General features: G+C 68.5%; 31 protein-coding genes. 13 read left to right on the top strand and 18 right to left on the bottom strand.

What is annotated here, in order from left to right; all coding sequences use genetic code 11:
• Positions 1 to 5: 5 nt before the first annotated feature.
• The 3 genes from ACNJ7E_RS16205 to ACNJ7E_RS16195 form a co-directional block, all read right to left on the bottom strand.
• Positions 6 to 113, bottom strand: a complete 108-nt coding sequence (locus ACNJ7E_RS16205) for a multicopper oxidase domain-containing protein (protein WP_418340450.1) — start codon at positions 111 to 113, stop codon at positions 6 to 8.
• Between the two features lie 34 nt (positions 114 to 147).
• On the bottom strand, positions 148 to 1,719 hold the full coding sequence (locus ACNJ7E_RS16200; RefSeq protein WP_418340410.1) for a multicopper oxidase family protein: 1,572 nt from the start codon (positions 1,717 to 1,719) through the stop codon (positions 148 to 150).
• A gap of 94 nt (positions 1,720 to 1,813) precedes the next feature.
• Positions 1,814 to 2,071, bottom strand: a complete 258-nt coding sequence (locus tag ACNJ7E_RS16195; protein ID WP_418340409.1) for an SHOCT domain-containing protein — start codon at positions 2,069 to 2,071, stop codon at positions 1,814 to 1,816.
• Between the two features lie 131 nt (positions 2,072 to 2,202).
• Here ACNJ7E_RS16195 and ACNJ7E_RS16190 point away from each other — a divergent pair, with 131 nt between their 5' ends.
• Genes ACNJ7E_RS16190 through ACNJ7E_RS16180 form a run of 3 tightly spaced genes read left to right on the top strand, consistent with a single transcriptional unit; the run spans position 2,203 to position 4,453 of the window.
• Complete coding sequence (locus ACNJ7E_RS16190) at positions 2,203 to 2,967, top strand: response regulator (RefSeq protein ID WP_418340408.1); 765 nt, start codon at positions 2,203 to 2,205, stop codon at positions 2,965 to 2,967.
• Positions 2,964 to 4,121: a sensor histidine kinase gene (locus tag ACNJ7E_RS16185; RefSeq protein ID WP_418340407.1), complete on the top strand. Its 1,158-nt coding sequence runs from the start codon at positions 2,964 to 2,966 to the stop codon at positions 4,119 to 4,121. Before ACNJ7E_RS16190 ends, ACNJ7E_RS16185 begins: the two co-directional genes overlap by 4 nt.
• An 11-nt stretch (positions 4,122 to 4,132) precedes the next feature.
• Positions 4,133 to 4,453: a cupin domain-containing protein gene (locus ACNJ7E_RS16180; RefSeq protein WP_418340406.1), complete on the top strand. Its 321-nt coding sequence runs from the start codon at positions 4,133 to 4,135 to the stop codon at positions 4,451 to 4,453.
• 27 nt (positions 4,454 to 4,480) lie between these two features.
• Here the strand turns inward: ACNJ7E_RS16180 and ACNJ7E_RS16175 are convergent, their stop codons facing one another.
• The 3 genes from ACNJ7E_RS16175 to ACNJ7E_RS16165 all read right to left on the bottom strand — a co-directional run bounded on the left by ACNJ7E_RS16175 (position 4,481) and on the right by ACNJ7E_RS16165 (position 6,019).
• Positions 4,481 to 4,708 (bottom strand): heavy-metal-associated domain-containing protein, encoded by a 228-nt coding sequence (locus ACNJ7E_RS16175; protein ID WP_418340405.1) that lies wholly within the window; start codon positions 4,706 to 4,708, stop codon positions 4,481 to 4,483.
• 56 nt (positions 4,709 to 4,764) lie between these two features.
• Complete coding sequence (locus ACNJ7E_RS16170) at positions 4,765 to 5,472, bottom strand: DUF305 domain-containing protein (protein ID WP_418340404.1); 708 nt, start codon at positions 5,470 to 5,472, stop codon at positions 4,765 to 4,767.
• A gap of 238 nt (positions 5,473 to 5,710) precedes the next feature.
• Positions 5,711 to 6,019, bottom strand: a complete 309-nt coding sequence (locus ACNJ7E_RS16165; RefSeq protein WP_418340403.1) for a metal-sensitive transcriptional regulator — start codon at positions 6,017 to 6,019, stop codon at positions 5,711 to 5,713.
• A 563-nt stretch (positions 6,020 to 6,582) separates the two neighbouring features.
• On the opposite strand from ACNJ7E_RS16165, the gene ACNJ7E_RS16160 reads away from it, so the two are divergent.
• The gene (locus tag ACNJ7E_RS16160) at positions 6,583 to 6,816 is read left to right on the top strand and encodes a glycosyl hydrolase family 65 domain-containing protein (RefSeq protein ID WP_418340402.1); all 234 of its coding nucleotides are present in this window, start codon (positions 6,583 to 6,585) and stop codon (positions 6,814 to 6,816) included.
• Positions 6,817 to 7,017: 201 nt separating this feature from the next.
• Here ACNJ7E_RS16160 and ACNJ7E_RS16155 read toward each other — a convergent pair whose 3' ends face one another.
• The 3 genes from ACNJ7E_RS16155 to ACNJ7E_RS16145 all read right to left on the bottom strand — a co-directional run bounded on the left by ACNJ7E_RS16155 (position 7,018) and on the right by ACNJ7E_RS16145 (position 10,050).
• Entirely contained in the window at positions 7,018 to 9,435 is a 2,418-nt protein-coding gene (locus ACNJ7E_RS16155) for a heavy metal translocating P-type ATPase (RefSeq protein ID WP_418340401.1), read from the bottom strand.
• Between the two features lie 118 nt (positions 9,436 to 9,553).
• Complete coding sequence (locus ACNJ7E_RS16150) at positions 9,554 to 9,808, bottom strand: hypothetical protein (RefSeq protein ID WP_418340400.1); 255 nt, start codon at positions 9,806 to 9,808, stop codon at positions 9,554 to 9,556.
• A complete protein-coding gene (locus ACNJ7E_RS16145; protein ID WP_418340399.1) occupies positions 9,805 to 10,050 on the bottom strand; it encodes a YgaP family membrane protein in 246 nt (81 codons plus the stop codon). Before ACNJ7E_RS16145 ends, ACNJ7E_RS16150 begins: the two co-directional genes overlap by 4 nt.
• A gap of 289 nt (positions 10,051 to 10,339) precedes the next feature.
• Here ACNJ7E_RS16145 and ACNJ7E_RS16140 point away from each other — a divergent pair, with 289 nt between their 5' ends.
• Both ACNJ7E_RS16140 and ACNJ7E_RS16135 read left to right on the top strand, forming a co-directional pair.
• Positions 10,340 to 10,606 carry a heavy-metal-associated domain-containing protein gene (locus ACNJ7E_RS16140; RefSeq protein ID WP_418340398.1) on the top strand — a complete coding sequence of 89 codons (267 nt, stop codon included), beginning with the start codon at positions 10,340 to 10,342 and terminating at the stop codon, positions 10,604 to 10,606.
• Positions 10,607 to 10,809: 203 nt separating this feature from the next.
• Entirely contained in the window at positions 10,810 to 13,065 is a 2,256-nt protein-coding gene (locus tag ACNJ7E_RS16135) for a heavy metal translocating P-type ATPase (protein WP_418340397.1), read from the top strand.
• A 52-nt stretch (positions 13,066 to 13,117) separates the two neighbouring features.
• Here ACNJ7E_RS16135 and ACNJ7E_RS16130 read toward each other — a convergent pair whose 3' ends face one another.
• Together ACNJ7E_RS16130 and ACNJ7E_RS16125 are read right to left on the bottom strand one after the other, a co-directional pair.
• Positions 13,118 to 14,662: an ABC transporter permease gene (locus ACNJ7E_RS16130; protein ID WP_418340396.1), complete on the bottom strand. Its 1,545-nt coding sequence runs from the start codon at positions 14,660 to 14,662 to the stop codon at positions 13,118 to 13,120.
• Positions 14,659 to 15,327 carry an ABC transporter ATP-binding protein gene (locus tag ACNJ7E_RS16125; protein ID WP_418340395.1) on the bottom strand — a complete coding sequence of 223 codons (669 nt, stop codon included), beginning with the start codon at positions 15,325 to 15,327 and terminating at the stop codon, positions 14,659 to 14,661. The genes ACNJ7E_RS16130 and ACNJ7E_RS16125 overlap by 4 nt, the downstream gene beginning before the upstream one ends.
• Before the next feature lie 367 nt (positions 15,328 to 15,694).
• On the opposite strand from ACNJ7E_RS16125, the gene ACNJ7E_RS16120 reads away from it, so the two are divergent.
• Positions 15,695 to 16,513 (top strand): class I SAM-dependent methyltransferase, encoded by an 819-nt coding sequence (locus ACNJ7E_RS16120; protein WP_418340394.1) that lies wholly within the window; start codon positions 15,695 to 15,697, stop codon positions 16,511 to 16,513.
• Positions 16,514 to 16,558: 45 nt separating this feature from the next.
• Here ACNJ7E_RS16120 and ACNJ7E_RS16115 read toward each other — a convergent pair whose 3' ends face one another.
• Positions 16,559 to 16,978 carry a helix-turn-helix domain-containing protein gene (locus ACNJ7E_RS16115; RefSeq protein WP_418340393.1) on the bottom strand — a complete coding sequence of 140 codons (420 nt, stop codon included), beginning with the start codon at positions 16,976 to 16,978 and terminating at the stop codon, positions 16,559 to 16,561.
• Between the two features lie 28 nt (positions 16,979 to 17,006).
• Here ACNJ7E_RS16115 and ACNJ7E_RS16110 point away from each other — a divergent pair, with 28 nt between their 5' ends.
• The gene (locus ACNJ7E_RS16110; protein WP_418340392.1) at positions 17,007 to 17,768 is read left to right on the top strand and encodes a methyltransferase domain-containing protein; all 762 of its coding nucleotides are present in this window, start codon (positions 17,007 to 17,009) and stop codon (positions 17,766 to 17,768) included.
• Positions 17,769 to 17,808: 40 nt separating this feature from the next.
• Here ACNJ7E_RS16110 and ACNJ7E_RS16105 read toward each other — a convergent pair whose 3' ends face one another.
• Positions 17,809 to 18,378: a TetR/AcrR family transcriptional regulator gene (locus tag ACNJ7E_RS16105; RefSeq protein WP_418340391.1), complete on the bottom strand. Its 570-nt coding sequence runs from the start codon at positions 18,376 to 18,378 to the stop codon at positions 17,809 to 17,811.
• Between the two features lie 100 nt (positions 18,379 to 18,478).
• Here ACNJ7E_RS16105 and ACNJ7E_RS16100 point away from each other — a divergent pair, with 100 nt between their 5' ends.
• Together ACNJ7E_RS16100 and ACNJ7E_RS16095 are read left to right on the top strand one after the other, a co-directional pair.
• Entirely contained in the window at positions 18,479 to 18,745 is a 267-nt protein-coding gene (locus ACNJ7E_RS16100) for a hypothetical protein (protein WP_418340390.1), read from the top strand.
• Between the two features lie 2 nt (positions 18,746 to 18,747).
• Positions 18,748 to 19,278 (top strand): DUF2269 domain-containing protein, encoded by a 531-nt coding sequence (locus ACNJ7E_RS16095; protein ID WP_418340449.1) that lies wholly within the window; start codon positions 18,748 to 18,750, stop codon positions 19,276 to 19,278.
• A gap of 30 nt (positions 19,279 to 19,308) precedes the next feature.
• On the opposite strand, the gene ACNJ7E_RS16090 is transcribed toward ACNJ7E_RS16095, so the two are convergent.
• From ACNJ7E_RS16090 to ACNJ7E_RS16070, 5 genes are all read right to left on the bottom strand, one after another.
• A complete protein-coding gene (locus tag ACNJ7E_RS16090) occupies positions 19,309 to 19,791 on the bottom strand; it encodes an SRPBCC family protein (protein WP_418340389.1) in 483 nt (160 codons plus the stop codon).
• Between the two features lie 56 nt (positions 19,792 to 19,847).
• Positions 19,848 to 21,098 carry a peptidoglycan DD-metalloendopeptidase family protein gene (locus ACNJ7E_RS16085; RefSeq protein ID WP_418340388.1) on the bottom strand — a complete coding sequence of 417 codons (1,251 nt, stop codon included), beginning with the start codon at positions 21,096 to 21,098 and terminating at the stop codon, positions 19,848 to 19,850.
• Between the two features lie 153 nt (positions 21,099 to 21,251).
• Positions 21,252 to 22,058 (bottom strand): cytochrome c biogenesis CcdA family protein, encoded by an 807-nt coding sequence (locus ACNJ7E_RS16080; protein ID WP_418340387.1) that lies wholly within the window; start codon positions 22,056 to 22,058, stop codon positions 21,252 to 21,254.
• Positions 22,055 to 22,681: a TlpA disulfide reductase family protein gene (locus ACNJ7E_RS16075; protein WP_418340386.1), complete on the bottom strand. Its 627-nt coding sequence runs from the start codon at positions 22,679 to 22,681 to the stop codon at positions 22,055 to 22,057. Before ACNJ7E_RS16075 ends, ACNJ7E_RS16080 begins: the two co-directional genes overlap by 4 nt.
• The gene (locus ACNJ7E_RS16070) at positions 22,678 to 23,331 is read right to left on the bottom strand and encodes a TlpA family protein disulfide reductase (RefSeq protein WP_418340385.1); all 654 of its coding nucleotides are present in this window, start codon (positions 23,329 to 23,331) and stop codon (positions 22,678 to 22,680) included. Before ACNJ7E_RS16070 ends, ACNJ7E_RS16075 begins: the two co-directional genes overlap by 4 nt.
• A 321-nt stretch (positions 23,332 to 23,652) precedes the next feature.
• Between ACNJ7E_RS16070 and ACNJ7E_RS16065 the strand changes: the two genes are divergently transcribed.
• From ACNJ7E_RS16065 to lpqS, 3 genes are all read left to right on the top strand, one after another.
• Complete coding sequence (locus ACNJ7E_RS16065) at positions 23,653 to 24,033, top strand: BlaI/MecI/CopY family transcriptional regulator (RefSeq protein WP_418340384.1); 381 nt, start codon at positions 23,653 to 23,655, stop codon at positions 24,031 to 24,033.
• Positions 24,030 to 24,989, top strand: coding sequence for a M56 family metallopeptidase (locus tag ACNJ7E_RS16060; RefSeq protein ID WP_418340383.1), 960 nt, complete (start codon positions 24,030 to 24,032; stop codon positions 24,987 to 24,989). Before ACNJ7E_RS16065 ends, ACNJ7E_RS16060 begins: the two co-directional genes overlap by 4 nt.
• Before the next feature lie 117 nt (positions 24,990 to 25,106).
• Complete coding sequence (gene lpqS, locus ACNJ7E_RS16055) at positions 25,107 to 25,496, top strand: putative copper homeostasis (lipo)protein LpqS (RefSeq protein ID WP_418340382.1); 390 nt, start codon at positions 25,107 to 25,109, stop codon at positions 25,494 to 25,496.
• The last annotated feature ends 70 nt before the right edge of the window (positions 25,497 to 25,566 follow it).

Genomic DNA, 25,566 nt, shown 5'->3' with positions numbered 1-25,566 from the left:
CGCGATCACCCGGTATAGTCCAGCCGGGTCACCATGCCGGGTTTCTGATGATGTCCGTTGTGGCAGTGAACCATCCAGTTGACTGGGGGCGTCCGCGACCAGCCCCACTGCACGAGAGCGTTGCGGGGCCGAGAACTGGTCACCGCTTCAACTGTCGTAGTCGAGGCGGGTCATCATTCCTGCTTCCTGGTGGTAGGCGTTGTGGCAGTGCAGCATCCAGTCGCCGGGATTGTCGGCGACCAGGTCCACCGCGAGCGAACGCATGGGCAGCACGATGACGGTGTCCTTCCGCGGGCCGGGGGTGCCGTCGGGTTTGACGATCTGGAAGGTGTGCCCGTGCAGGTGCATCGGATGCCACATCATCGTCATGTTCGTGAAGGTCAGGCGGGCGTGCTGACCTTGCCGGATCGTCAATGGTTGGGTCTGGTCGTAGGGGCGGCCGTTGACGGTCCAGTCGTAGCTCATCATGCCCCCGCCGAGATCCGCGGCCAGGTTCACCTCCGGGCGTCCCCCGGGCAGCAGGACGGTGTCGGCGGCGGCGAAGGTGTCCACGGTGCCGACCCGGCCGCCGAGTTCGCGGGGCGCGAATGCCGGGTCGGGAGCGGATCCGGCGCCGGTGCGCAGCAAGGCCCGGGCGCGGGCGTTCTTGCCTTCGGCCGCCGCGACGAGGGGAAAGATCCCGTCCCCGGCGGTGACGATCACGTCGTAGCGTTCACCCATGCCGAGTAGGAGGGCGTCGACGTCGACCGGGGTGATCGGGTAGCCGTCGGTGTGGGTGACGGTCATGGTGTGCCCGGCCAGCGCGACGCGGAAGGCGGTGTCGGCGCCGGCGTTGATGATGCGGAGCCGCACGCGCTGACCGGGTGTGGCCGTGAACGTCGACGGTGCGGTCGGGATCCGCCCGTTGATCAGGTAGTACGGGTAGGTGATGTCGCCGGCGTCGCCGCCCAGGAGGCTGCTGGTGCCCACCCCGTTCGGCGTCGCACTCGAGGTGGGGGCGCCGGATCGATCCGAGCCGCCACCCATGCCCATGCCCATGCCGGGCATGTTCCCCATGCCGCCTGGTCCGCCCATCGATCCCATCCCGCCCGATTGCAGGTTCGAGAAGATCTGCCGGGGGCCGGGGCCGATACCGTCGGTCCAGTCGTCGAGGACGACGATCCATTCGGCGTCGTATCTCCCGGGTTCGTTCGGGTCGTCGACGATGACGGGAAGGTAGAGCCCGTAGTCGGTGTCGAGCCCGACATGCGGGTGCGCCCAGTAGGTGCCCGCATGCGGCACCGAGAAACGGTAGGTGAAGCTCTGCCCCGGTCCGATGTCGGGGCTGGCGGGCGCGGCCCCGTCCATGTCGTTACGCAGCGCAATGCCATGCCAGTGCACCGAGGTGTCGTGGTCTAGGCCGTTGGTGAGGGCGACAGCTATCTCGTCGCCGACGTTGGCCCGAATCATCTTCCCGGGAACGGTGTTGCCATAGGCGAAGGTGCGCACGTGTATCCCGCCGAGGTCGATGTCGGTGGTCTGCGAGGCCAGAGCGGCGTCGACGGTGCGGCCGGTGCGGGGGCGGGCTGCCTCGGCGGCCGCGACGGCGTTCGAATCGACCGGATGAGGTCCGGAAAACGGTGATCTGCGGGTACAGGCAGACACTGCGAGGCCGCCCAGCCCTGCGGCCGCGGCGGCGAGGAAGGTGCGCCGACTCAGTCCGGCACCGTACTCAGGCACGTCCGCCCCCACTCCTTTCCAGGCCCTGCAGCACGCGTGAGGGTGTTGCTGGCTGACCGTCAACCGGCCATCGACACGGCAGATCGCTCACGTGTCACTGCCGGGCACGCAATTCGTCCCTGCGGAGTCGGTATTCTTCGGCGTCGATCTCACCTCTGGCGAATCGTTCGTCGAGAATTTCCCGGGCCCGAGCGTCGGGGTCGAAGGGCGCGGTGCGATCCGTTCGCATGCTGTGGAACAGTGCAAACACCCCGGCAACAACCAACCCCCAGAACGCGACCATCACCACGGCCATCAGTACCCAGCCGCCCCAGCCCATTCCGTACCCCATACCGTCGTTCCACCACATCATGGCTGTTCACCTTTCGTTGCTCTCCAGCGTGGTGTCGGATCGCGGTGAATCGATGAGGGTTCTGTGTAGTTTCCCTGAAGATATGGGCGGTTCAGGGTGACCCGCACCGGACCGGGAGGACACCGGCGACGATGGAGACCATGAACCACACGCCACACCTCCCGCCCGAGAGCGCCGCCGGATATCGGGCCTTGGTGGTCGACGACGAGCGCCCGCTGACCGCGGTCGTCGCCAGCTACCTCGAGCGGGAGAACTTCGAGGTCGCCGTCGCCTACAACGGCGTCGATGCGCTCGCTCGCGCCCGGGAAATCGACCCCGACGTCGTGGTCCTCGACCTCGGACTGCCGGGCATGGACGGAATCGAGGTGTGCCGGGCACTGCGGACGTTCTCCGACGCCTACGTGGTGATGCTGACCGCCCGCAACGCCGAAATGGACACCATCATCGGATTGTCCGTCGGCGCCGACGACTACGTCACCAAACCGTTCAGCCCCCGGGAGTTGGTGGCTCGCATCCGAGCCATGTTGCGCCGACCCCGGAAGGCACCGACATACGAGACGCCGACCACCGGGCCGGTCGGGAGTGAGGCACCCCCGCGGGTATTCGGGGCGATGAGGATCGACGTCGCGGGCCGGGAAGTCCATCTCGGCGACCGCCCGGTGGTCTTGACCCGCACCGAGTTCGACGTGTTGGCGGCGTTGTCGTCCCGGCCGGGTATGGCCTTTAGCCGGCGCCAGTTGATCGAGGCCGTGTGGGGAGAGTCCTGGGTCGGGAACGAGCACCTCGTCGACGTACATGTCGGCCACCTGCGCCGCAAATTGGGAGACGACCCCGCCGCGCCCCGGTACGTCACCACCGTCCGCGGCATCGGGTACCGGATGGGGACCGGGCAATGACCTCGCATCAGGTTCGCCCGGGCACCGTCGGCGCAGGTCCGGTGCGCAGCCGTGGCCCCGGCCTCGGCGTGCGGCTGCTGCTGGCGCAATCGCTGGTCTTGGTTGCCGGCGCCGCCACCTGTTGGGTGGTCGCGGTGTTCGCCGGCCCCCCGCTGTTCCGCGAGCACCTGCACCGCGCCGGGGTACCGGCCTCGTCCGACGAACAGTTCCACGCCGAGCAGGCGTACCGCTCCGCCACCGCCATTTCCCTGGCGGTCGCCCTCGGAGTGGCCTCCCTGGCCGCGTTGGTGGTGACCTGGTATTTCAGTCGGCGCCTGCAACGGTCGTTGACCGAGGTGTCGTCCGCGGCGACCGCGGTGGCCAACGGGCGCTACGACATCCGGGTCACTCCCCCGCACCTGGGGGACGACTTCGACTCACTCGCCGAGGCGTTCAACCGGATGGCCGCCGGACTCGAATCGGTCGAGACCACCCGCCGTCAACTTCTCGCTGACCTCGCCCACGAGATCCGCACCCCGGTGTCGGTACTCGAGGCGTACATGGAGGCACTCGAGGACGGGGTCGAGACGCTCGATGCCGACACGATCACGATGCTGCGCGACCAGACCCGCAGACTGGTCCGTTTCTCCGACGATGTCCGCAGCCTCTCCCATGCGGAAGAGAGCCGGACCTCGATCGAGCCCACCTGGGTGGACCCCGCCGCACTGCTCTCCACCACCCTGATCGCCGCGGCGGACCGCTACGCCGCGAAGCAGGTGACCCTGACCTCTCATGTTCCCGCGCACCTTCCCCGGCTGTGGGCCGACCCGGAGCGGCTCGGGCAGGTGCTGGGGAACCTGCTCGACAACGCCTTGCGTCACACCCCCCGGGGCGGGCGGGTGGAGGTGACCGCCGGCCAGCGGAGCGAGCAGCTGGTGATCGCGGTGACCGACACCGGCGACGGGATCTCCGCCGAGCACCTCCCGCACCTGTTCGAACGGTTCTACCGGGTCGACGCGGCCCGCGACCGCGAACACGGCGGCGCCGGGATCGGATTGGCGATCGCCAAGGCCCTCGTCGAGGCGCACGGCGGCCACATCACCGTCCGTAGCGACGGCCCCGGAACCGGCAGTACCTTCACCATCACCTTCCCCCTCCGCCCGGATCAGCGATGAGGAAATACTCGGTGACCGCGATCGCCCGGCACCGGCTCGCGCACGCCCGCAGCGCGCCGAGCGGACGGAGCGCGGAAACTGTCTACGGTGGTCACGAGCACCGGCTGCGCCAGACTCTCATTGCGCTCACCCCGGGCCGGCGGTTAGCCGATGTTCCCATTCGCGGCGAGGCCACCGTGTACATCATGTGCGGGCGGGTCCGGCTGACCTGCGGTGGCAGCCACGACGACGCGGTGGCGGGCGACCTGGTGACGATCACCGCGGCCCATCCTCCCCGGGTCGAAGCGCTGGTCGAGTCCGTCCTCATTCTCACCGTCACGAAACCTCGCTGATACCCCGGAAAGGGCGCCGAGGGCGGATCAGCTGGGCGGGTCGGACAGCGAGTATCCGGCCTCGTCGACGGCATGACGTACCTGCTCGAGCGGCAGTGGCCGGCTGCTGGTGACCCTCACCCGAGAATCCTCGCCGGGGACCAGGTCGATGTCGACGTCCGTCACTGCATCGAGACGGTCGAGTTCCTCGGTGACCGCCTTCACGCAATGCGCGCAGGTCATGCCGGACACGTGGTAGCTGGTGGTGGTGCTCACTGTGTTTCTCCTCGGACGAGGTCATCGGCTGGTATTCGAATCCCCGAGCCGGGGTGTCACAGCGAGGCCAGGATGGTCTGCATCGTGGTGATCTCCTGCTGTTGGGTGTCGGCGATGGTGCGTGCCATCGCGATGGCATCGGGATACTGACCGGAGTCGATTTCAGTCTGCGCCATGGCGATTGCGCCCTGGTGATGGGTGATCATCTGCGTGAGGAAAAGCCTGCTGGCATCCACGCCCTGAGCATTCTGCAGTGCGGTCATGTCCTCGGCGGACATCATTCCGCTCATTCCCATCCCGCTATCGCCTGGCATCTCCATGCCCGGCATCGACATCGGCATGCTCTGACCCGGAGTCATCATCCCGGACGTGGCCATCGGCATGCTCTGACCCGGAGTCATCATCCCGGACGTGGTCATCGGCATGCTGGACTGTCCCCACTCGGTTAACCAGCCCTGCAGCCGCTCGATCTCCGGGCCTTGGGCTGCCTTGATCTGGTTGGCCAGATCGGTCACCCGGGGGTCGATACCGTCCTTGGCGAGCACGACATCGCTCATCTCGATCGCCTGCGCGTGGTGCGGAATCATCTGCTGCGCGAACGTCACGTCCGCCTGGTTGTGGGCATCTGCGGAGGCCGTCGTGGCGGTAACGCTCGCCGCGGTACTGCTCTGCGCTGACTGATCAGTGCTGGAGTTGCTACAGGCGGTCAACGCGACCAGAGCAGCAACCGCGGCTGCGCCGGCGGCGAGGGACTTCTTCTTCATGACAGGGGAATTCCTTTCTCACAGTGCACACACGTGCTGATCACGCGAGACGTCGGGCAGTTGTGCGGTGGGGGCCAAGCGTTCACGCCCGCACCCCGCCGAAAATCACGCGGGGCCGTCGAACTCCATGACCTTGGCGGCCTGACAGATTCCAAGCACCTGGGCGCGCACCCGCTTCCGGCTCGGCGGGCTGTTCGGGCCTCATTCGGCGCCATGCCCTTCGATGACAGTTTTGCAGTCAGGACCGCACGAGACGTGCGATGGCGTTGGATGCCTCTGCGATCTTCACGTCGGCCTCGACGCGATCGCCGGCCGCGGCGGCATCGACCACGCAGTGGCTGATGTGATCCTCGAGCAGGCCCAGCGCCACGGCCTGGAGGGCCTTGGTCATCGCGGAGATCTGGGTGAGGATGTCGATGCAGTACTTCTCTTCGTCGACCATCCGTTGAAGGCCGCGGGCCTGCCCTTCGATGCGCCGCAGGCGCGCGAGGTAGGCGTCCTTGGACTGGATGTGGCGATGGCTGGCCTCGGGGGGTTCGGTGCTCACTGCCGACTCCTCTCGCCGGGCCGCGTTCTCCACCTCTCAATATACCCTCCTCCGGTATCATCGGCGGTTGCGGACGCAGGGGACTATTCAGCGGCCGAGTCGCCGGTGGTGGATCGCTCACGATTCCTGACCAACCCGGTGTGTCGACAGAGACGGCGACAAGTGGATCCGCACGGCACTGCGACACATCCGCTCCTTGTCCCTCATCCCACCTCGATCGACCCGACGGCGCCCTGAGCCCGTCTCGTTCCAGACTGTCAGTTCATTGCCGGTTCAAGCCGAGGATTTCTGTGAAGATTCGCTGAAGAAGCTTTACCTCCATGGCGGGTGGTGGCGCGGCGACGCGCAAATACGAGCGGCTGGGCACGGACCGTCACGTCGTTAGGCGCGCGAGGATTGGCACCTCACCTCGGCCAATTCACCCGAACGATATTCGGCGACAACCTCATCGGACTGGCGGCAGATCACGGCCACGGGCAGACCCCTGCAGCCGACGTCATGTCGGTGGCCGTTCGGTATCACAGCTCACTGACGCGGAGGGTGAGCAAGCCGAACTGACCGAGGTGAGGTTCCGATTCAGTTATCGGGGACAACCGATCAGCATCGGCCTGACCCAGGACCGGGCGCGGCTGCGACTGCATCCCTGCTCGGCCGGACCGGTCCGGCTCTGCGTCGAAGGAATCGAGAAGACGCTGCCCCCCGGTGAAGTCTGGGAAGAGGACCTGCCGTCGGCGGCGGCCGCCGACGCACTGCCCGAACCTGGCGCCGACCCTACCGCTCCGATGTTCGCCAGATAGCCCGTCCTCGGGCGTGGTGATTACCTGCGGGTGCGCTTGCGCAGAATCTTCGTCACCTGATCGAACAGATCGTTCGGCTCCCCACCATGCGTCGAGGTCGCCGAGTTCCTGATCGGTCAATGAGTCTGCCGGAGCTGCGGATTCGGGTACGGCGTGCATTGCGCTCCTCGTCGTCGGCGAATGGTTCGCTCGAGTCACCGCTCACCGCGGACCTGTTGGTGTGGGTTCGGGCGCCGGTCGGGGCGCGGCGGGGTGAGGTTCGGGCGGGGCGGGCAGCTTGAGTCGTTTGAGCATCAGGGCGTTGACCGCGACGATGAGGCTGGAGCCGGACATCGACAGGGCGGCGATCTCCGGGCGCAGCACCAGCCCTAGTGAGGGTTCGAAGACTCCGGCGGCGATCGGCAGGGCGATGACGTTGTAGCCGACCGCCCATCCGAGGTTCTGCCGCATCTTGCGGAGGGTGCCCCGCCCGATCCGCAGCGCGATCGGCACGTCGAGCGGGTCCGAGCGCATCAGCACCAGGTCGGCGGTTTCGATCGCGACGTCGGTGCCGGCGCCGATCGCGATGCCCAGGTCCGCCTGGGCCAGGGCGGGGGCGTCATTGACGCCGTCACCGACCATGGCGACCTTCTTGCCGGCATCCTGCAGTTCGGCGATCTTGGCGGCCTTGTCACCGGGCAGCACCTCGGCGATGACGGTGTCGATGCCCAGTTGTCCGGCGATGCGCGCGGCGGTGGCCTCGTTGTCGCCGCTGAGCATGACCACCTCGATGCCCAGGTCGTGGAGTGCGGACACCGCGTCGGCGGAGGTTTCCCGGGCGGCATCGGCCAGCGCGATCACCCCGACCCCCCGGCCGTCGACGGCTACCAACACCGCGGTACGCCCGGTCGAGGCCAGCTCGTCACGCCGGTCCATCAGGGCACCGAAATCGACCTGTTCGGCGACCATGAGCTTGCGGTTGCCGACCGCGACCCGGCGGCCCTGCACCTCGGCGGTGGCACCGTGCCCGGGCACGCTCGAGAACTCGGCCAGCGACAGTTGTGGGATCGCGCGTTCGGCGGTGTAGCGGACGATCGCGCCGGCCAGCGGGTGCTCGGATTCGCGTTCGACCGCAGCGACGAGGGCGAGGAGTTCGTCCTCGCCGATACCGTCGGCGACCACGTCGGTGACCTCCGGTTCACCTTTGGTCAGGGTGCCGGTTTTGTCCATCACCACGGTGTCGATGCGCGCCGAGGTTTCCAGTGCGGTGGCGTTCTTGAACAGCACTCCCCGCTGCGCTCCGAGGCCGGTGCCGACCATGATCGCCGTCGGGGTGGCCAGGCCCAGCGCGTCGGGGCAGGTGATGACCACGACGGTGATCGCGAACAGCAGCGCCATCTGCACGCTCTCACCCGCCAGGAGCCACACCACGAACGTGCCGGTGCCGCCGATCAGCGCGACCAGGACCAGCCAGAAGGCGGCCCGGTCGGCGAGTCTCTGCCCGGGTGCCTTGGAGTTCTGGGCCTCCTGGACCAGGGCGACGATCTGGGCGAGAACGGTGTCGGAGCCGACCTTGATGGCGCGGACCCGCAGGGTGCCGGTGGTGTTGATCGAGGCGCCGATCACCTGCGATCCGGGTGTCTTGGTCACCGGCAGACTCTCGCCGGTGACCATGGACTCGTCGACCTCCGAGCTTCCCTCCTCGACCGTGCCGTCGACCGGGATCTTCGCGCCCGGGCGGATGAGCAGCAGGTCCCCGACCACGACCTCGGCGGTGGGGATCTCGACCGGTTCCCCGTCGCGCAGCACCAGTGCCATCGGCGGGGCCAGTTCGAGCAGGGTACGGATCGCGTCGTTCGCGCCGCCGCGGGCGCGCATCTCGAACCAGTGCCCGAGCAGCACGAACGCGGTCAGCACCGTGGCGGCCTCGTAGAACACCTCACCGCCGCCGGTGAAGGTGATGGCGGCGCTGTAGAGCCATCCCGTTCCGACGGCCACCGCGACCAGGACCATCATGTCCAGCGTCCGCGCCCTCAATGCCCGGTAGGCGCCGTCGAAGAAGATCCAGGCCGAGTAGAAAATCACCGGGATCGACAGGATGAAGGAGAAGACGTCGTCGCGCAGACCGAACGGTGCAGCCACTGTGAATCCGAGGACGTCGCGGCCGATCGGGGACCACAGCAAGATCGGGATCGACAGCACCGCGGCAACCAGGAAGCGGTTGCGCATGTCCCGGACCATGTCGTCCATCGACATCCCGGCGTGACCACCGCCGTGGCCCATCATCTCCTGCGGCGACCGTCCATGTGCCTCATGTGCCTCATGTGCTGCCGGTGTGGCGGGCGCACCGGGCGGCGGGGCGTGGTGGAGGTGTTCGGCCACGGCGGCCGGCTCGGACATCGGGTCGCATACGTGCTCGGGCACCGAACGTCCGGCGCAGTGATAGCCGCAGTCACGCACCCACTTCGACAGTTCGACCACCGACGTCTTCGCCGGGTCGTAGGTGACGGTGGCGGTCTGGTTTACGGCGTTCGCCTCGACGGATGCGACTCCCGGGCGACGGCGCAGGGTGGCCTCGACTGACGCCGTCGAGCTCGCCCAGTGCAGTCCACCCACTTCGAGCACGGTGGTTTGGTTCATTCGCTGTGGCACCTTTCGTTTGTCGCGGCACCGAGCCGTCATCGCCCCGCTCGCGCAGCACTGACTTCAGCTGGTCATGGTGTTGATCACCGACCCACTGGGTTGATTGAGGCGGACGTCAATGACGGTGTCCTCCGCCCATCGGAATCATCATCACCGCCATCATTCCCACGCACGCCAACGCGAACACGATGCCGCCGATTCCCACCGTGCCGGTGGCGATCAGTGCGACGGCGATGACCACCATCGGGATGCAGCAGGCGATCATCATCCAGCGGTGACGACTGTGCCCACCTGCACCGTGACCCTCGGCATACTCGTCATGGCCGCTGTTGTCGCCGATATAGGGCTTACTCCGATCATCCTCGGTCATGACGTTCCGCCCTTCAACGATGCCGGGACATGGCCCAGCTTCTGGTACAGCGGGCAATGGCCGGTCGCCCCGGTCACCACCAGATCCAGTCCGGCCAGGATCAACAGCACCGCCAATGCCATGACCACGGCCGTTGCCCCGCCCGTGATCAGGTAGACCCCGCCGACCACGCCGGCCCCGCCGACGAGGATCCGGGCGATGCGCTCGGCCGGGCTGACGTTGACACTCCATCTCTGCGTCATCACTGCTCCTCGATGTCTGATCAAAACGTTTGCCAAGGCTCGGAATACGCCTGCCAGCCACTGTTCGATCAAGTCCGAGCCTGCCCCCACGGGGTATGGCTTGGCTGGTTGTTTGGTGAAGATTCGATGAAGAAGTCACGCGCAGAGACTCGCGCCGAGGCGCTGTCGACATGGATCGACCTCAGGTTTCTCGTCGTTGCGACAGAACGTCCATTTACCTATACGCCCTAGGGGTATATACTTCATTGCATGGGATGCGCATCGAAGCGTCCGAGAAGGGTGAAGATCGATGACCACCACATACACAGTCCAGGGGATGACCTGCGGGCACTGCGTGTCGACAGTGAAGACTGCAGTAGGTTCCGTTCCCGGCGTGACCGGGGTAGGCGTGGACCTGCAGGCGGGCACCGTGACCACTGTCGGCGCGCCGACCCCGTCCGCTGTCGCGGAGGCCATCTCGGCGGCGGGATACGAAGTCGTCTCGACGGAACGCAAGGTGGCCGCCGGTCGCGCCCTGCCGATGGCGGGCAATGCCGGTGGCTGCTGCTGCGGCTGACGCACGACGCCGGCGGATGGAGGAACCCGCCCGCCGGTACTCGGCTCAACCGCCGTGGTGTTCAACCGTGTTCGGTCGAAGGGGCGTCCGCGTGGGCGCCGGGTTGTCGGGGGCGGTGCCACCGGTGATCGCAGGGCCGATCACGAACGCGGACAACGAGAACTTCATCGGGGTAGCGATATTCGAGTTGGGAAGGGATTGGCATGACGACCCGGATCACGGAGTCCGGTGGTCGACAGCACGATGTCGTGCTGTCGATCGGGGGGATGACGTGCGCGTCGTGTGCGGCGCGGATCGAGAAGAAGCTCAACGGGATGGACGGGGTGACCGCCACCGTCAATTACGCCACCGAGAAGGCCAAGGTCACCTTCGCCGACCGGGTGGCACCCGAAGACCTCGTCGCGACGGTGGAGGCGACCGGATACACCGCCACCCTGCCGGCCCCCGAGGACACCGCCGCAAAAACGGCCGCCGCCGCGGAGCCGGACGAGGCCGCCGAGTGGCGGCAGCGGCTGATCGTCTCGACGGTGCTGACCGTGCCGGTCGTGCTGTTGTCGATGATCCCGGCGCTGCAGTTCGACAACTGGCAGTGGCTGACCCTGACCCTTGCTTCCCCGGTGGTGGTGTGGGGCGCGCTGCCGTTCCACCGCGCCGCCTGGGCGAACCTGCGGCACGGCGCCGCCACGATGGACACCCTCATCTCCGTCGGTGTCACCGCCGCCTACCTGTGGTCGCTGTGGGCGCTGTTCTTCACCCACGCCGGGATGACCGGCATGCGGATGAGCTTCGAGCTGCGCAGCACCGGCAACGCCGAACCGCACATCTACCTCGAGGTCGCCTCCGCGGTGACCACCTTCATCCTCGCCGGCCGCTACTTCGAGGCCCGGGCGAAACGGCAGTCCGGCGCGGCCCTGCGCGCACTGCTGGACATGGGAGCCAAGGACGTCGCCGTGCTCCGCGGGGGATCCGAGACCCGCATCCCGATCGGCCAGCTCGCCATCGGCGATGTGTTCGTCGTCCGGCCCGGGGAGAAGATCGCCACCGACGGAATCGTCACCTCGGGCACCTCCGCGGTCGACGCGTCGATGCTCACCGGCGAACCGGTCCCCGTCGAGGTCGGACCCGGCGACAGCGTGGTCGGTGCCACCGTCAACGTCGGTGGTCGACTCGTCGTCCGCGCGACCCGTGTCGGCGCCGACACCCAACTCGCCCAGATGGCGCTTCTGGTCACCGAGGCGCAGAACGGCAAGGCGCAGGTCCAGCGCCTCGCCGACCGAGTCTCGGCGGTGTTCGTGCCCATCGTCATCGGGCTCGCACTGCTCACCCTCGCGGTATGGCTGCTCACCGGGAACACGGTGACCGCGGCGTTCACCGCCGCCGTCGCGGTACTGATCATCGCCTGCCCGTGCGCCCTGGGTCTGGCGACACCGACCGCGCTCCTCGTCGGCACCGGCCGCGGCGCCCAGCTCGGCATCCTGATCAAGGGCCCCGAGATCCTCGAATCGACCCGCCGCATCGACACCATCGTCCTGGACAAGACCGGAACCATCACCACCGGCCGGATGGCCGTCGCCTCGGTACACGTCCCCGACGGGGTGTCCGACGCCGAAGCGCTGCGGCTGGCGGGTGCGCTCGAGCACGCCTCCGAACACCCCATCGCCCAGGCGGTCGCCGCATACGCCGCCGAGGCAGGCCCGTTGCCGGCGGTCGAGGGTTTCGAAAACCACGGCGGCCGTGGGGTGTCCGGAGTCGTCGAGGGCCACGCGATGCTCGCCGGGCGGCACAGCTGGCTGCGCGATGAGTGGGCGCTGACTGCCCCCGACGCGCTGCAGCGCGTCGTCGACGAGGCCGAAACGCAGGGCCGCACCCCGGTGTGGATTGCGTGGGACGGGGCGATCCGCGCAGTGATCGTCGTCTCCGACACCGTCAAGGACACCTCCGCCGCGGCGATCGGTGAACTGCGCGAGCTCGGCCTCTCCCCTGTGCTGCTCACCGGGGACAATCACCGCGCCGCGCAGAGCGTCGCGACCCAGGTCGGGATCGACGAGGTGATTGCCGAGGTGTTGCCCTCCGACAAGGTCGACGCCGTCAAGGAATTGCAGGACCAGGGGCGGGTGGTGGCGATGGTCGGCGACGGTGTCAACGACGCCGCCGCGCTCGCCCAGGCCGACCTGGGTCTGGCGATGGGCACCGGCACCGACGTCGCGATCGAGGCCTCGGACCTGACGCTGGTGCGCGGTGACCTGCGGGCCGCCCCGGACGCGATCCGTCTGGCGCGGGCCACCCTGCGCACGATCAAGGGCAATCTGTTCTGGGCGTTCGCCTACAACGTGGCGGCCCTGCCGCTGGCGGCGCTGGGCCTGCTCAATCCGCTGATCGCCGGGGCCGCAATGGCCTTCAGCTCGGTGTTCGTGGTGAGCAACAGTCTGCGACTGCGCCGGTTCACCCCTGCCCGGTAATGACAGACATGCCGATCGCCGGACCAGAACTCGGTGTGTGATCGTCGCCGGATCACATGCCCAAGCGGGGACGCACGGGGGTGGCGGGTGTGCGGTGGAACAGCCACCCGGCCAGTGCGGTGAGCGCGAGCAGCCACGCCAGCGCCGCCAGCAGCGGCCCGGCTTCGTCGAACCGTGCGGTCAACCCGCCGTCGAGCAACACCCGCATCGCCCCGTATCCCGGTAGGCCGTGTGCCCAGGTCGCCGGTTCTGGTCGCAGCATCGGACTCTGGCCGATCCCGATGTCGAGGAACGGCACCAGAAAGGCGATGAACACCCCACCCACGCGCCCGAAGATCGGGCCCAGGCAAAACCCGAGCAGCCCGTAGGTCACCGCCATGAGCAGGTTCCCGGCGCCGTAGACGCCCCACTGCCGGGCATCGAACACCGTGGCGGTCACCATCAACGACGAGAGGGTCACCAGGGCTGCGCCGCAGCCGATCATCGTCAACCGCACCGCCAGCAGCCGGGGGAAGGGAAAGCCGGCCATGGTCAGTCGCTGATCGCCTGCGCGGGCATCGAGCCCGACGAACAGCCCGGCCAACGCCGCCAGCGAGGAGATCGCGATCGGGGTCATCGTCCCGGCATGCACATCCGGCAACCAGAACGCCTCCATCACCGTCCGACCACCCTCGACCAGGGAGAACACTCCGGACTCCTGCGCGGTCATCGCCTTGGCCAGCACGATGAACACGATCGGCACCACCACCAGCAGCACCCACAGCACCGGGTTGCGGCGGTAGTCGCGCAAACCCATCCGCAGTCCGGCCGAAAACTGACCCCACCCGGATCCAGCTGTGGGGCGCCGCCGCGATCGCCAGGACACCCCGACGGTCGCGGTGATGACGACGGTGCTGACGATCAGCGCCGCGAACATCCACACCAGTGCCCAGCCGAGGTCCCCGATCCGGCCGCCGTGCCGGGACGCAATGTCCACCATCCACAACGTCACGAAATGCGTCGGGAACCAACGGGTTTCGATGCGGTCGGGGGATCCGACGGCGGGTCCGAAGAACACGTCCAGAATCCAGATAAACAAGATCAGGACGGTGCCGTTGACGGGATTGCGCACCAGTGCTCCCACCAGTGCGCCGATCGCCAGATAGATCACCGCGAACATCAGCGTGCCGGCGATCGCCCGGCCGAGGTCGCCGATGCCGGTGCGCGCGGCCAAGGCGAGCAGCGCCGTCGCCGCGACCAACGCTCCCAGCACCAGACCGGTCCCGAGCCGGGCTGCGACCAACCGTATCGGCGCAAGGCCCGCCGAGACCAGCCGCCGATCGGCCGCACGGGCGGCGCTGATTTGGAAGAACATGGCGATACCGGCGAGGAATCCCGCCGCCCAGCCGGCGGTCGCGGTTTCCACCGCGGGCCCGCCCGCGCCGCCGAGCAGCTTCGCGGCATCGGCCATCGAGCCGGCCGCGACGATCACGAAGACCACCGGGACCAGCACCAGCACCAGCATGTTGACCGGGTTGCGGGCGTAGTCGACCAGGAATCGGTGGACGAGTAGCGCGACCTCGCCCGGCGCCCCCGGCAGGTGATTCTCGCTTCTCATCTCGCCGCCGCCCTCCCGTTGCGCAGGTCGACGATGCGGTCGAATCGGTGCTCATCGGTGACGAAGTGGCTGATGATCAGCACCGAGCGGCCGGTTTCTCGGCGCTGTGCCACCAGTTCCCAGAACCGCAGGTAGGTGTCCCAGTCGAATCCGGAGTACGGCTCGTCGAGCAGCAGCACCTCCGGGTCGGCCAGCATCGCCAACCCCAGGTTGAGTTTCGCGAGGGTACCGCCGGACAGCCGGTCGGCGCGGGTGTCCGCGTAGCGCTCGAAGCCGAGCGCCGCATACAGTCCCCGGCGGGACCGTCGCTCCTCGTTCGGGGTCATTCGGTAGGCGCAGCCGAACAGCTCGAAGTGTTCGTCGCAGGTCAACCTCTCGTAGACCACCGGCTGCTGCGGGCAGTAGCCCAGCCGCCCCGACCGGGTCACGGTGCCGGCGTCCGGCCGGTACTCGCCGACGAGGATCTTCATCAACGTCGACTTCCCCGACCCGTTCTCCCCGGTCAGCCCGACCACCTCGCCCGGCTGCAGCGCGAGATCCACGCCCCGCAGTACCGGGAAATCGCGGCGGGCCGGCCACCATCCCTGCCGGAAGCTCTTTTCGATTCCTTCAGCGGTCAGCACCGCGGTCATCGGCGCCGGCTCCGCGGGCCCCGAACTGTTCATCTCGCTCCTCGGAACACTTTGCGGGTGGTCATCGGGACGTCAGCGCCGCTGCGTCCGGGGTGTGCGCACCACCGGCGGCCGGCACCAGAAAGCGGCGGTGGGGGTGTCGAATCAGATGCCGTGATGTCGAGGTCGAGGTGCCACTCCTTCCCCCGCACTGCAGCAACCCGAACGAGTGCCGCCTGATCGGTGCACACTCTCTTCGGGTCGTGACCGCCGATTCTTCAACTCAATACCGTGCCAGCGCCGGGCGCACTCGTCCGGTCCTCTTCTTCAACGAATCTTCACAAAACCCTCACCGATTTGCGGGGGTTCGCCGCCGACACTCGTCAACGAACCGACGCATAACCGGGTCAGGGCTGCGGCCATGTCGGTCTCGACGATCGTCGTGGCGCTCAATGCGCAGCTTCTGCGGCGACTCGACCTCGACCCGGCACGGCTCGTCACCCACACTGATATCCGTACCTCGACCGGTCACACCCTGCAGGGCGCTGACCAATCACCAAGGGAGGACTTTCACATGGGACTCGGTGGGAAACTGCTGGGTGGCCCCGGTGGTCATGCCGACGACGGGAGCGGAGGCCTGATTCGGCGGGCGCGACTGTACGAGTTCTTCTCCGCGGTGGGATTCGGCGGGTTCCGTCGCCGGGTCTTCGACGACCTGGTGGCACTCGCCGGGGCGCACCCCGGCGACGAGGTGCTCGACATCGGGTGTGGCACCGGCTACTTCTCCCGCCGGGCGGCCCCCGCCGTGCTGCCGAGCGGACGCGTGGTGGGGATCGACCCGTCCGCGCCGGTCATCGAGTACGCCCGACGAGTCTCACCGCCGAACTGCACCTTCCGGGTCGCGGGCGCCGAAAGCCTGCCGCTGTACGACGCGTCGATGGATCTGGTGATCTCCAGCCTGGCGGTGCACCACATTCCACCCGAACTGAGGGCCACCGCGCTGCGGGAGGCGTTCCGTGTGCTCCGGCCGGGTGGTCGGCTATTCATCGCCGACTTCCGGCCACCGCGCAACCGCATCGCGAACCACCTCGTGGGAATGCTCAGCGGGCACGCGATGCAACACAACCCGATCCACGAACTCGACGGCCTGATCACCGAAGCCGGATTCGAGATCATCGGAAGCGGCGACCGCCTCCCGCTGCTGCACTACGTCCACGCGGCGCGGCCGGCATCGCCCTGAGTCCGGCCAACACGGTCGACCGGGAGGCCCTGACCGCTCACGCCGCTACAACGGCGTGAGCGCGCCGATCCGGGCTTCGATCGCTGCGTGGAAGTGCGGACAGGACGCGATGTCGTCGTGATCGCAGTCGAGCGCACAGTCGATCAGGGCGAGCGAGGCCTGCGCCTGGGCGATCCGCACCGCCAGCGCATCGCGGTGTCGCCCGAGGATGGCTTTGCGCCGGACCGGGTCGTCGGTGTCGAACATCTCCCGGAGGTCGTCGAGACCGAAACCGGCCTCCTTCGCGCGCAGGATCATCGCCACCGCGTACACATCCGGCTTCTCGTACCGGCGGCGCGCCCCGCCTTCTCTCGACGGATGCAGCAAGCCCACCGATTCCCAGTGGCGCAGTACGTGCGTGGCGATCCCGAACCGCTCGGCGACCTCACCGATGCTCCAGGAGCGGCTGCCCTCGCTTGACTTCATGTCAACATGAAGTCGCACCCTGGCTGTCATGTCAACCACCAACACTGCCGCCGACACCGAGGCCCTCGTCGCCCTGCTCGACGTCATCGACAACTACCCCGGTGCCGCGGCACTACGGACACGATCGATCGAGCTACTGGCCGCCCCACCTGGAGCGGTGGTCCTCGACGTGGGCTGCGGCGCCGGCCGCGCCGTCGCCGAGCTGGCCGAGCAGGGATGGGATGCGGTGGGGATCGATCTGGATGAGCAGATGATCACCATTTCTCGCCGGCGGTGGCCCCGCGCCCGGTTCGAGATCGCCGACGCCACCGAACTCCCCCTCGGTGACGTGTCGGTGCACGGGTACCGGGCCGAGAAGGTCTTTCACGACATCGCCGATCCCGTCGCGGCGCTGACCGAGGCGCACCGGGTCCTGGCCCCGGGCGGCCGTATCGTCCTGATCGGCCAGGACTGGGACGGATTCTTCATCGACTCCGACCATCCCGACCTCACCCGAACCATCGTCCATGCACGCGCCGACACCGTCGCGGCGCCCCGGGCGGCCCGCCGGTACCGCAACCTCCTGCTCGACACCGGCTTCACCGACGTCCGGGTCGAAGTCCACACCGGTGTGTTCACCGACCAGACCCTGCTGCCGATGCTCACCGGGATCGCCCACGCCGCCGCCGCGGCCGGCGCCATTACCCCCGACCAGGCCGCGGCGTGGATCGGCGATCAGACGCGCCGCGGGCAGGCGGACCGGGGTTTCGTGGCGATTCCGCTGTTTCTCGCGCACGCCGCCCGGCCCTGAGACCGCACCCCGGTCGGGACCGGGGTGCGGCAGATCGCGGTCAGCGCTGCGGCTCCAGCCCGGTCAGGATGATCGCGACGAGCCGGTGCACCGCGGCGGGTGAGTCGAGCCCTTCGGCCGCTGTGACCGCGTGCAGCACGTACCAGGTCAGCTCGTCGGCGGTGGCGTCGTCGCGGACCTGACCCGCCGCCGCCGCGTCGGTGAGCAGGTCGCGGACGAACTCGTGCAGGTGTTGCTGTGCGCGCGCCACGTGCTCGCCGCGATGCAACCCGGCCGCGATCGCACCGGTGTGATGGTGGGCGAGGATCTGCGCGTACGCCACGAGCACCGCCTCCAGCCGGGCACCGGGATCGGCGGCGTGGTCGCGGATCCCGGCGAGATGGCGCAGGTGGCCGGCGATCTGCCGCTCGTGCCAGGCGGTGAGGATGGCGTCGGCGTCGGGAAAGTACTTGTACAGCGTGGCCCGGCCGATCCCGGTGCGCTCGGCGATCTTCGACATGGTCACCGCGGCGAGCCCGGACTCGGCCACCACTGCCCCGGCGGCGTCCAGGGTCGCCTCCCGCACCGCCTGGCGATGCGATGCGATCGTCTCGTTCCACAGCTTCGGCACCCCCGAAGTATACGCAGCGCCGCCCTATCGACACACTGCCGCCATATGTGACAGTGTGTATTGAAAAAGTCGTGTTTTGCGTATGAGGGAGCTACCGCCGATGACCGACCCCACTCCCACCCCACCGCCGCCGCCGCCCCATGGAGTCGGCGCCGGCCCGGAGCACCGCACGCCGCGCTGGGTGAAGGTGATCGCCCTCGTCGTCGGCGTTCTCATCGTGCTGGTCGTGGCCGTGATGCTGTTCGGTGGCGGCAACCACGGTCCGGGCCGGCATCTGTCCGCCCCCGCCGCGGTGGTGCACTCGGTGATCGACGCCGACGGCGGCGGGTTCTCGCCGGGCGCGCGGACCGGGCCGATCCCGCTGTGACGATGCCTCCGAGGGCGCGGACCCTCGCGCGGTGTGTGCACATCGGTGCCTCGGCGGGGTGGCTCGGCGCCGTCATCACCTACCTCGTGGTGGCCGCGGCCACGCTGATCGGGGCCGATCCGGCACAGGTGCGCGGGGGGTATCAGGTGATGGCGATGATCGCCGGCGTGGTGCTGCTGCCGTTGGCGGTGGCCTCACTGGTCACCGGGTTGATCTGCTCGTTGGGCACCGCGTGGGGGTTGCTGCGCCACTACTGGGTGCTGCTGAAGTTGCTGCTGAATCTGGTCGCCACCGTCGTCCTGGTGCTCTACACCCGTTCGATCGAGTACGCCGCGAGCGTCGCGGCGCAGCCGAGCTGGTCGCAGGCGGACCGGGCCGTCCTGGCGGATCCGACCCATCTGGTGCATGCCACCGCGGCCCTGGTCGTGGTGCTCGCTGCGCTGGTGCTGGCGGTGTACAAGCCGCGCGGGGTGACCGCGTACGGGCACCGGAAAGCGCTGCGGAACCGGGCGGCGGCCAGGATGTCGACATAAGGTCGCGGCCCGATCGGACCGGGGTGGCGGTTATTCTGCGCGGGTTTCGAGTAATGCCTTGAGGTTTCGCAGGTTGGCGGCGAAGTCTCTGCGCAGGCCCTCGGCGACCACCCGGTCAGCGAGGGCGAACAGTCCCTTCTGCTCCATCCGCATGTGGCAGCTGAGCCGGGTTCCCTCGGCGGTCTCCTCGGTCCGGTACGTCACCTCGAAGCGGCTCGGTCCGGACGCACCGGTGAAGGTGATCTCCGCGTTCGGCTCGAACTGGGCGTATTCGTTGATCAGGTCCAGTTTCCGACCCAGAAACTTGCGGACGACAACATGTTTGGTGCCCACCCCGGGTGGTCCGTCGGTGATCCGGCGGACCTGCTCGAGTCCGTTCTGCCAGCGGGGTGCGTTGGTCTGGTCGGCGAGGAAGTCGAAGACCTCGCCGATGGGGCGGTCGATGACGATGCTGTCTTCGACGTCGATCATCACGATCACCGTCCCTTTTCCGCCGCTGCTGTGCAGCTGCACGAGCTTTGCCGCCGATTGTCCGTCCGGTGGCTGGAGAGGGAAGAACAGCGGTCCGCTCAGTCGAGTCCGACGATGGAGGCGCCGCGCTTGGCCAGCCATTTGACGGGGTCCATGATTTCCCCGTCCGGGTCCTCGATTTCGAAGTGCAGGTGCGGGCCGGTGGAATTGCCGCGGTTGCCGACGGTGGCGATCTGCTGTCCGGCCTTGACCCGCTCCCCCACCTCGACGAGGTTGTCGTTGTTGTGGCCGTAGGTGGTGATGGTGCCGTCGTCGTGCCGGATCCGGACCCACAGCCCGAACCCTTGGGCGGGGCCGGCGTCGATGACCTCGCCGTCGGCGACGGCGACGATCGGTGCGCCGAGGGTGTTGGCGATATCGATGCCTTCGTGGCCGCGTCCATCACCCATGGTGGCGGTGATGGTTCCCGCGCTGGGTGCCACGAATTCTTTGGTGCCGGGGCGATTCCAGGTGCGGGGCTGCTGCGGAGCCGTCGCGCCGTCCTCGGTCTCGTCAGCACCGGTCTCGTCAGCACCGGTCTCGTCAGCACCGGTCTCGTCTGCACCGGTCTCGTCACCGGTGGCGTCGTCGGCGGTCCCCTCGGTGTCGGTGCCGTCGTGAGCGTGGGATCCGTCGGCGTCGCCGCCGGTGTCCGCCTCGGGTGAGGGGGCCTCGGGGTCGGGGTGCTCGCTTTGCGGATCGGCCTCGGCCTCCCCGGTTTCGGCGCCGGTGCCGGCGGTCTGCTCCGCGTCCGGGTTCGGAGCGGTGGCCTCGGCAAGCTCCGAGTCGGGTGCCGCCGCAGCCTCGGCCGGGTCGGTGGCGTGGTCGAAGGTGCCGGGACCGGAGGATTCGGAGACGTCGTCGAGGTCGAGTGCGGCGAGCAACCTCGGCGCGATGCCGCCGTCGACGGCGGCGAGCTCGTCCGCGCAGGCGCCGAGTACCTCGGCGGCGGCGGACCCGGCGGCGAAACCGCTCAGGCATCCGGCGAGCAGGTGCTGGGCCTCGAACGTGTCGGCGAGCGAGCCGTTGGCCTCGGCGTTCCGCAGACTGACGGCCGCGATGTTCGCGACGGTCTGCCAACGACTGGGATCGACCACCACCACGTCCGGCTGCGCCGCGTCGGCGACCATGGTCACCGCGTCGGCCAGCGCCGCGGCGAGCGCGGACGACGAATCCGCGTGGCCGGGATGGACGGCCGAGGCGGGCGGGGCGGTCAGGACCACCATCGCCGCCGCCGTGGAGGCGCCCAGGCACAGGGTGGGCAGTCTTCTCGTGCAGGCGGTCAGCGTCGTTGAGGTGATACCGCGCATCGCAGGTCCCTTCTGAGCAGTCACGCCAGGGTTTCGGCGGTGAAGCAAAAACATGGACCGGCGCGACAAAGTCAAGACGACACGCCGTAACGCTAATACACTTTCTTCACTTCTGTGCCGCTATTCACTTGTTTCCCACGGTTCCCACTGGGATCAGACAGGGAGGACGACGGCGGTGACGAACTCGTCCCGGATCCAGGCGACGAACACATCCCAGGCACCGGTGAGCAGGGCGAGCCCGACCACGACGAGGGTCAGGCCCCCGACGATCTGGAGGGTGCGCGAGTGCCGCCGCAGCCAGCCGACACCGCGGACGGCCGTGGTCGAGCCGAAGGCGAGCAGGATGAACGGCAGGCCCAGGCCCAGGCAGTAGGCGACGATCAGGGTGACCCCGCGGGCGGCGGTGGCACCCTCGGTGCCGGCGGCCACCGATAGCACCCCGGCGAGGGTGGGACCCAGGCAGGGGGTCCAGCCCAGCCCGAACACGGCCCCGAGCAGTGGGGCGCCGGCGAGGTGGGAGATCCGCCGCGGATGCGGGCGGGTGTCCTTCTGCAGGGCCGGAATCGCGCCGAGGAAGGCCAGTCCCATCACGATGGTGACCACGCCGCCGATCCGCTGGAGCAGTTCCCGGTTCAGTTGCAGCACGCTGATCGCCCCGAACACCGATGCGGTGGCGAGGACGAAGACGACGGTGAATCCGGCGACGAACAGGACCGCGGCGCCGGTGATCCGCCAGCGGGTGGCCGTGCGCACCCCGGTCCCCCCACCGGGGGCGGACTCGGTTTCCGCGCCGGTGATCCCGGCCAGATACGACAGATAGCCGGGGACGAGGGGGATGCAGCACGGGGAGGCGAACGAGATCAGCCCGGCCAGGGCCGCGGCGCCGAGGGCCAGCAGCATCGGTCCGGTGGCAGCGGCGCTCTGGAAGCTCGACCCGATGTCCTGGGCGAGCGCGGTCATGACGGATCTCCCGGCTCGGCCGCCACTCGTTCGATGACCGGTTGCAGGTCCTCGGTGAGCAGGGCGCGCAGGAACACCGCGGCGACCCGGTGGTGGCGGTCGAGGACGAGGGTGGAGGGGATGACGCTGGTGGGATAGCTGCCGCCGAGGGCGAGCAGGGTGCGCATGGGTGGGTCGTAGATCGAGGGGTAGGTGACGACGTTGTCGATGACGAAGTCCTGGGCCTTGTCGCGTTGGGGGTCGCGGACGTTGATGCCGAGGAACGCCACCCCGAGGTTCGCGGTGGCGGTGTAGGCGCGTTCGAGGTCGTCGGCCTCGCTGCGGCAGGGGGCGCACCACTGGCCCCACAGGTTGATCACCACCACCTGCCCCGGATAGTCGGCCAGCGACACCGGCCGGTCGGTCATCAGCTCCGGTCCGGACAGGGCGCCGATCGTGCCCCGGTTCTGCGGTGGGTCGTAGAAGATGTCGGTCTGCCCGCCGGGGGCGACGAAGTCGAACGTGCCCCCTTGGGCGACGGCGTCCTCACCGGTGGCACATGCTGTCGCGGTGAGAAGGGCCGCGCAGACGGCGGCGAGGACGGCTCTGCGGCGGAGAAGTCGCTGTGGCGTCGGGGTGGTCATGAGGTCAGTTCGCTGACCGCTCGGTGGATTTGGGCGGGGTCGGCGAAGACCGCGGGCTCGGTGATGCGCGCAATCGTGCCGTCCGCACGGAGGAGGAAGCTCAGCGGCAGCACCGGCGGCGCACCAAGGGCGCCGCGCAGGGCGCCGGCGTCGGTGTCACCGAAAGACGGGTAGTGCGCGCCCAATTCGGTGAGCAGGGCGAGCGCGGCGGTGGAGCTGTCTTCGACATCGACACCGACGACGCGGATGGCATCGGGGGTGTGCGCGTATGCCTCGAGAACGGGGATCTCCTCCCGGCACGGGCCACACCAGGAGGCCCACACATTGATCAGGGTTGTCTCGCCACCGAGGGCGGCACCGAGATCGACCTCGGCGGCCGCGCCCAGACAACGGGCGCGGATGCCGCCGAGCGGTCCGCGGGAAGCCTCGGTGTCCGGCACCGCCTTCGCGGTCGGGCACGGCTGGAGCGCCGCCGTCGCGGCGAGCCGGTCCAGTTCGGCCTGATCACTTCCGGTCTCGGCGGAGTGAGAGGACGGCCCGGTCGAGATGTCCTGGTCCGCTTGTCGTGGCCAGAGGGCGACGATCAGCACGACGATCACGGCCAAGACCGGCACCAGCCAGCGAACACCGACCGGCATGGGAGGACTCATGTCGTGGTTCTCGGAATCGGCAACGCTGCTACGAGGGCATCATCATCGAGCACATCTGGCACATCTGGCACATCTGCCCGTTCATCATCATCATCATCTGGCAGTCCCACCATGCTTGCAGGTTGCCCAACATCTCCAGCATCGCTTCCACTCCCGTTCGTCGATCGATGACGGTTCCCGACACCAAAATACGTAGTACGTACGTAGATAGTAGATCAAGGGTTGGTCCGTCCGTCGCCGCAGGTGGGCGGACGCCGAGCCGACGTACCGGCACGGGGTCGGCGTCGTACCCTGGGACGACGAAGACGGCGGGAGACGGCAATGCGGGTGCGCGGGTTCGGGGAACTCGAAGCGGTGGTGATGGAACGGCTGTGGGATCGAGAAGGAGCGACCACGGTCCGTGAGGTGTTCGACGACATGAGCCGGGACCGGGAGATCGCATACACCACGGTGATGTCGACGATGGACAATCTCCACCGCAAGGGATGGCTCGAGCGCGAACGCAGCGGCAAAGCGTTTCGGTACTGGCCCACCCTGACCCGGGAGGAGCACAGCGCCCGGCTGATGCGGGAGGCCTTCCACTCCGGCGGCAGGTCCGATGTGGTCTTGACCCACTTCTTCGAGCAGATGAGCGAGGAGGAGACCGCCGGCCTCCGGGTCGCCTTGCAACGGATGGCCACCGACGAGGACGTCGCCCCATGATGAGCGCAGCGGCGTGTTTCCTGCTGTTCAGCGGGCTCGTTGCCGTTCTCGGTCCCCCTGCGCTGCGGCGCCTCACCCACGATGGCCTCGCCCCGCGGCTGGGCGTGATCGCCTGGACGGCGGCGATCGCGAGCGTGGCGCTCTCGTGGGCTATGGCCGCACTGCTGGTTGTGCTCGATCTTCTCCGATCTCGGGCTGTTCCCGGCGGGTCGATGATCGGTGCATGCCTGGCCCGCCTGCAGGAAATGGTCGGCGGCGCCGACACCGCATTCGAGATGGGGGGAGTCGCCGTAGCGGCGGCGGTGGTGTCGGCCACCGCGTGGATCAGTTGCCGACTCGCTGTCGGACTGGTGCGGCTGCGTCGGCGAACCCACGGACACGCCCACCGGGCCCGCCTCATCGGCCGCCGGGTGCGCGGCATCGATGCCGTGGTCATCGACAATCCCGAGCGCGCCGCCTACTGCGCCGCCGGTCGCCCGCACGCCGTGGTGATCACCACCGCAGCACTCGCCGCCCTCGATGACCGGCAGGTCCAGGCCGTCCTCGCCCACGAACGTGCCCATCTGGCCGGGCACCACGCGCAGATACTCGCCGTCCTGCGTGTGCTGGCTGCCTCCATGCCCGGCCTCATCCTGTTCACCGCGGGCGCGGTGGAGGTGGCGCGCCTGCTGGAGATGTGTGCGGACGACTCCGCCGCCCGCGTGCACGGCTCGCGAACCCTGCTCTCGGGTCTGATCGCGTTGAGCGCTCCGGCTCCGCTCCCCGATGGTGCCCTCGGCGCCGGCAACATTGCCCTACTGGACCGGGCCGGACGACTGGCGTCCCCGCCGCCCCGGTCGGCGAAGGTGCGGGTGCGGGTGTTGTCGGCGGCCGTGGCCGCCGTGCTGACCGCCGCGCCGATCGCGCTGGCCGTGCTCGAGGTGACCGGAACCATGTGGTGCCTACCGATGACCTGATGACCTGCGGGGATCGGCGCTGCACCCCCGCGCACCCCCGGTTGTCTGGACCGACGCCCAGGTCCGCGCTGCTACAGTCGGGAAATTGTGACGGCCCTTGCGATACGCCCCCCGCGTATGCGGACGGTAGTTGCGGTCGCCGCTGTCTTGTATTTGCTCGCCCACACAATCGCCCAGTGCGGCATCTTCCTCGCCCACGGACACGAGGGCGAGGACGCCCACATCTCCTCCTCGTCGGCCCTTCCGGCCGAGGAACTCACTCCCGGGCACGCGCACATCGACGACGGATCGAACCACCTGGCGCACGAGGCGCACACCGTCGTCGCCATGCCCCGATCCGACAATCCGCTCCGCCCGTTGACCGTCGCCGCGGTCATCGCGATGGCCCTGGCGGTGGTGCTGGTGGTGATGTCGGCGCCCCGGACTCCGCGGGCCCCGCCGGATCTACCCATTCCCATCCGGCACGGCCGGACCGTCTTGAACGAACTCTGTATCAACAGGTGCTGATCGGCAGCCCGCAGGCCATCTGAGGACTTTCCCTCGTGGCCCAGCTCGTGCTGCCCATCACTCACTTACT

It is taken from the genome of Rhodococcus mengyinensis, from assembly GCF_048381435.1.
GTDB classification, from domain to species: domain Bacteria; phylum Actinomycetota; class Actinomycetes; order Mycobacteriales; family Mycobacteriaceae; genus Rhodococcus_F; species Rhodococcus_F opacus_D.
This window is presented reverse-complemented; position numbering and strand designations above follow the sequence as displayed.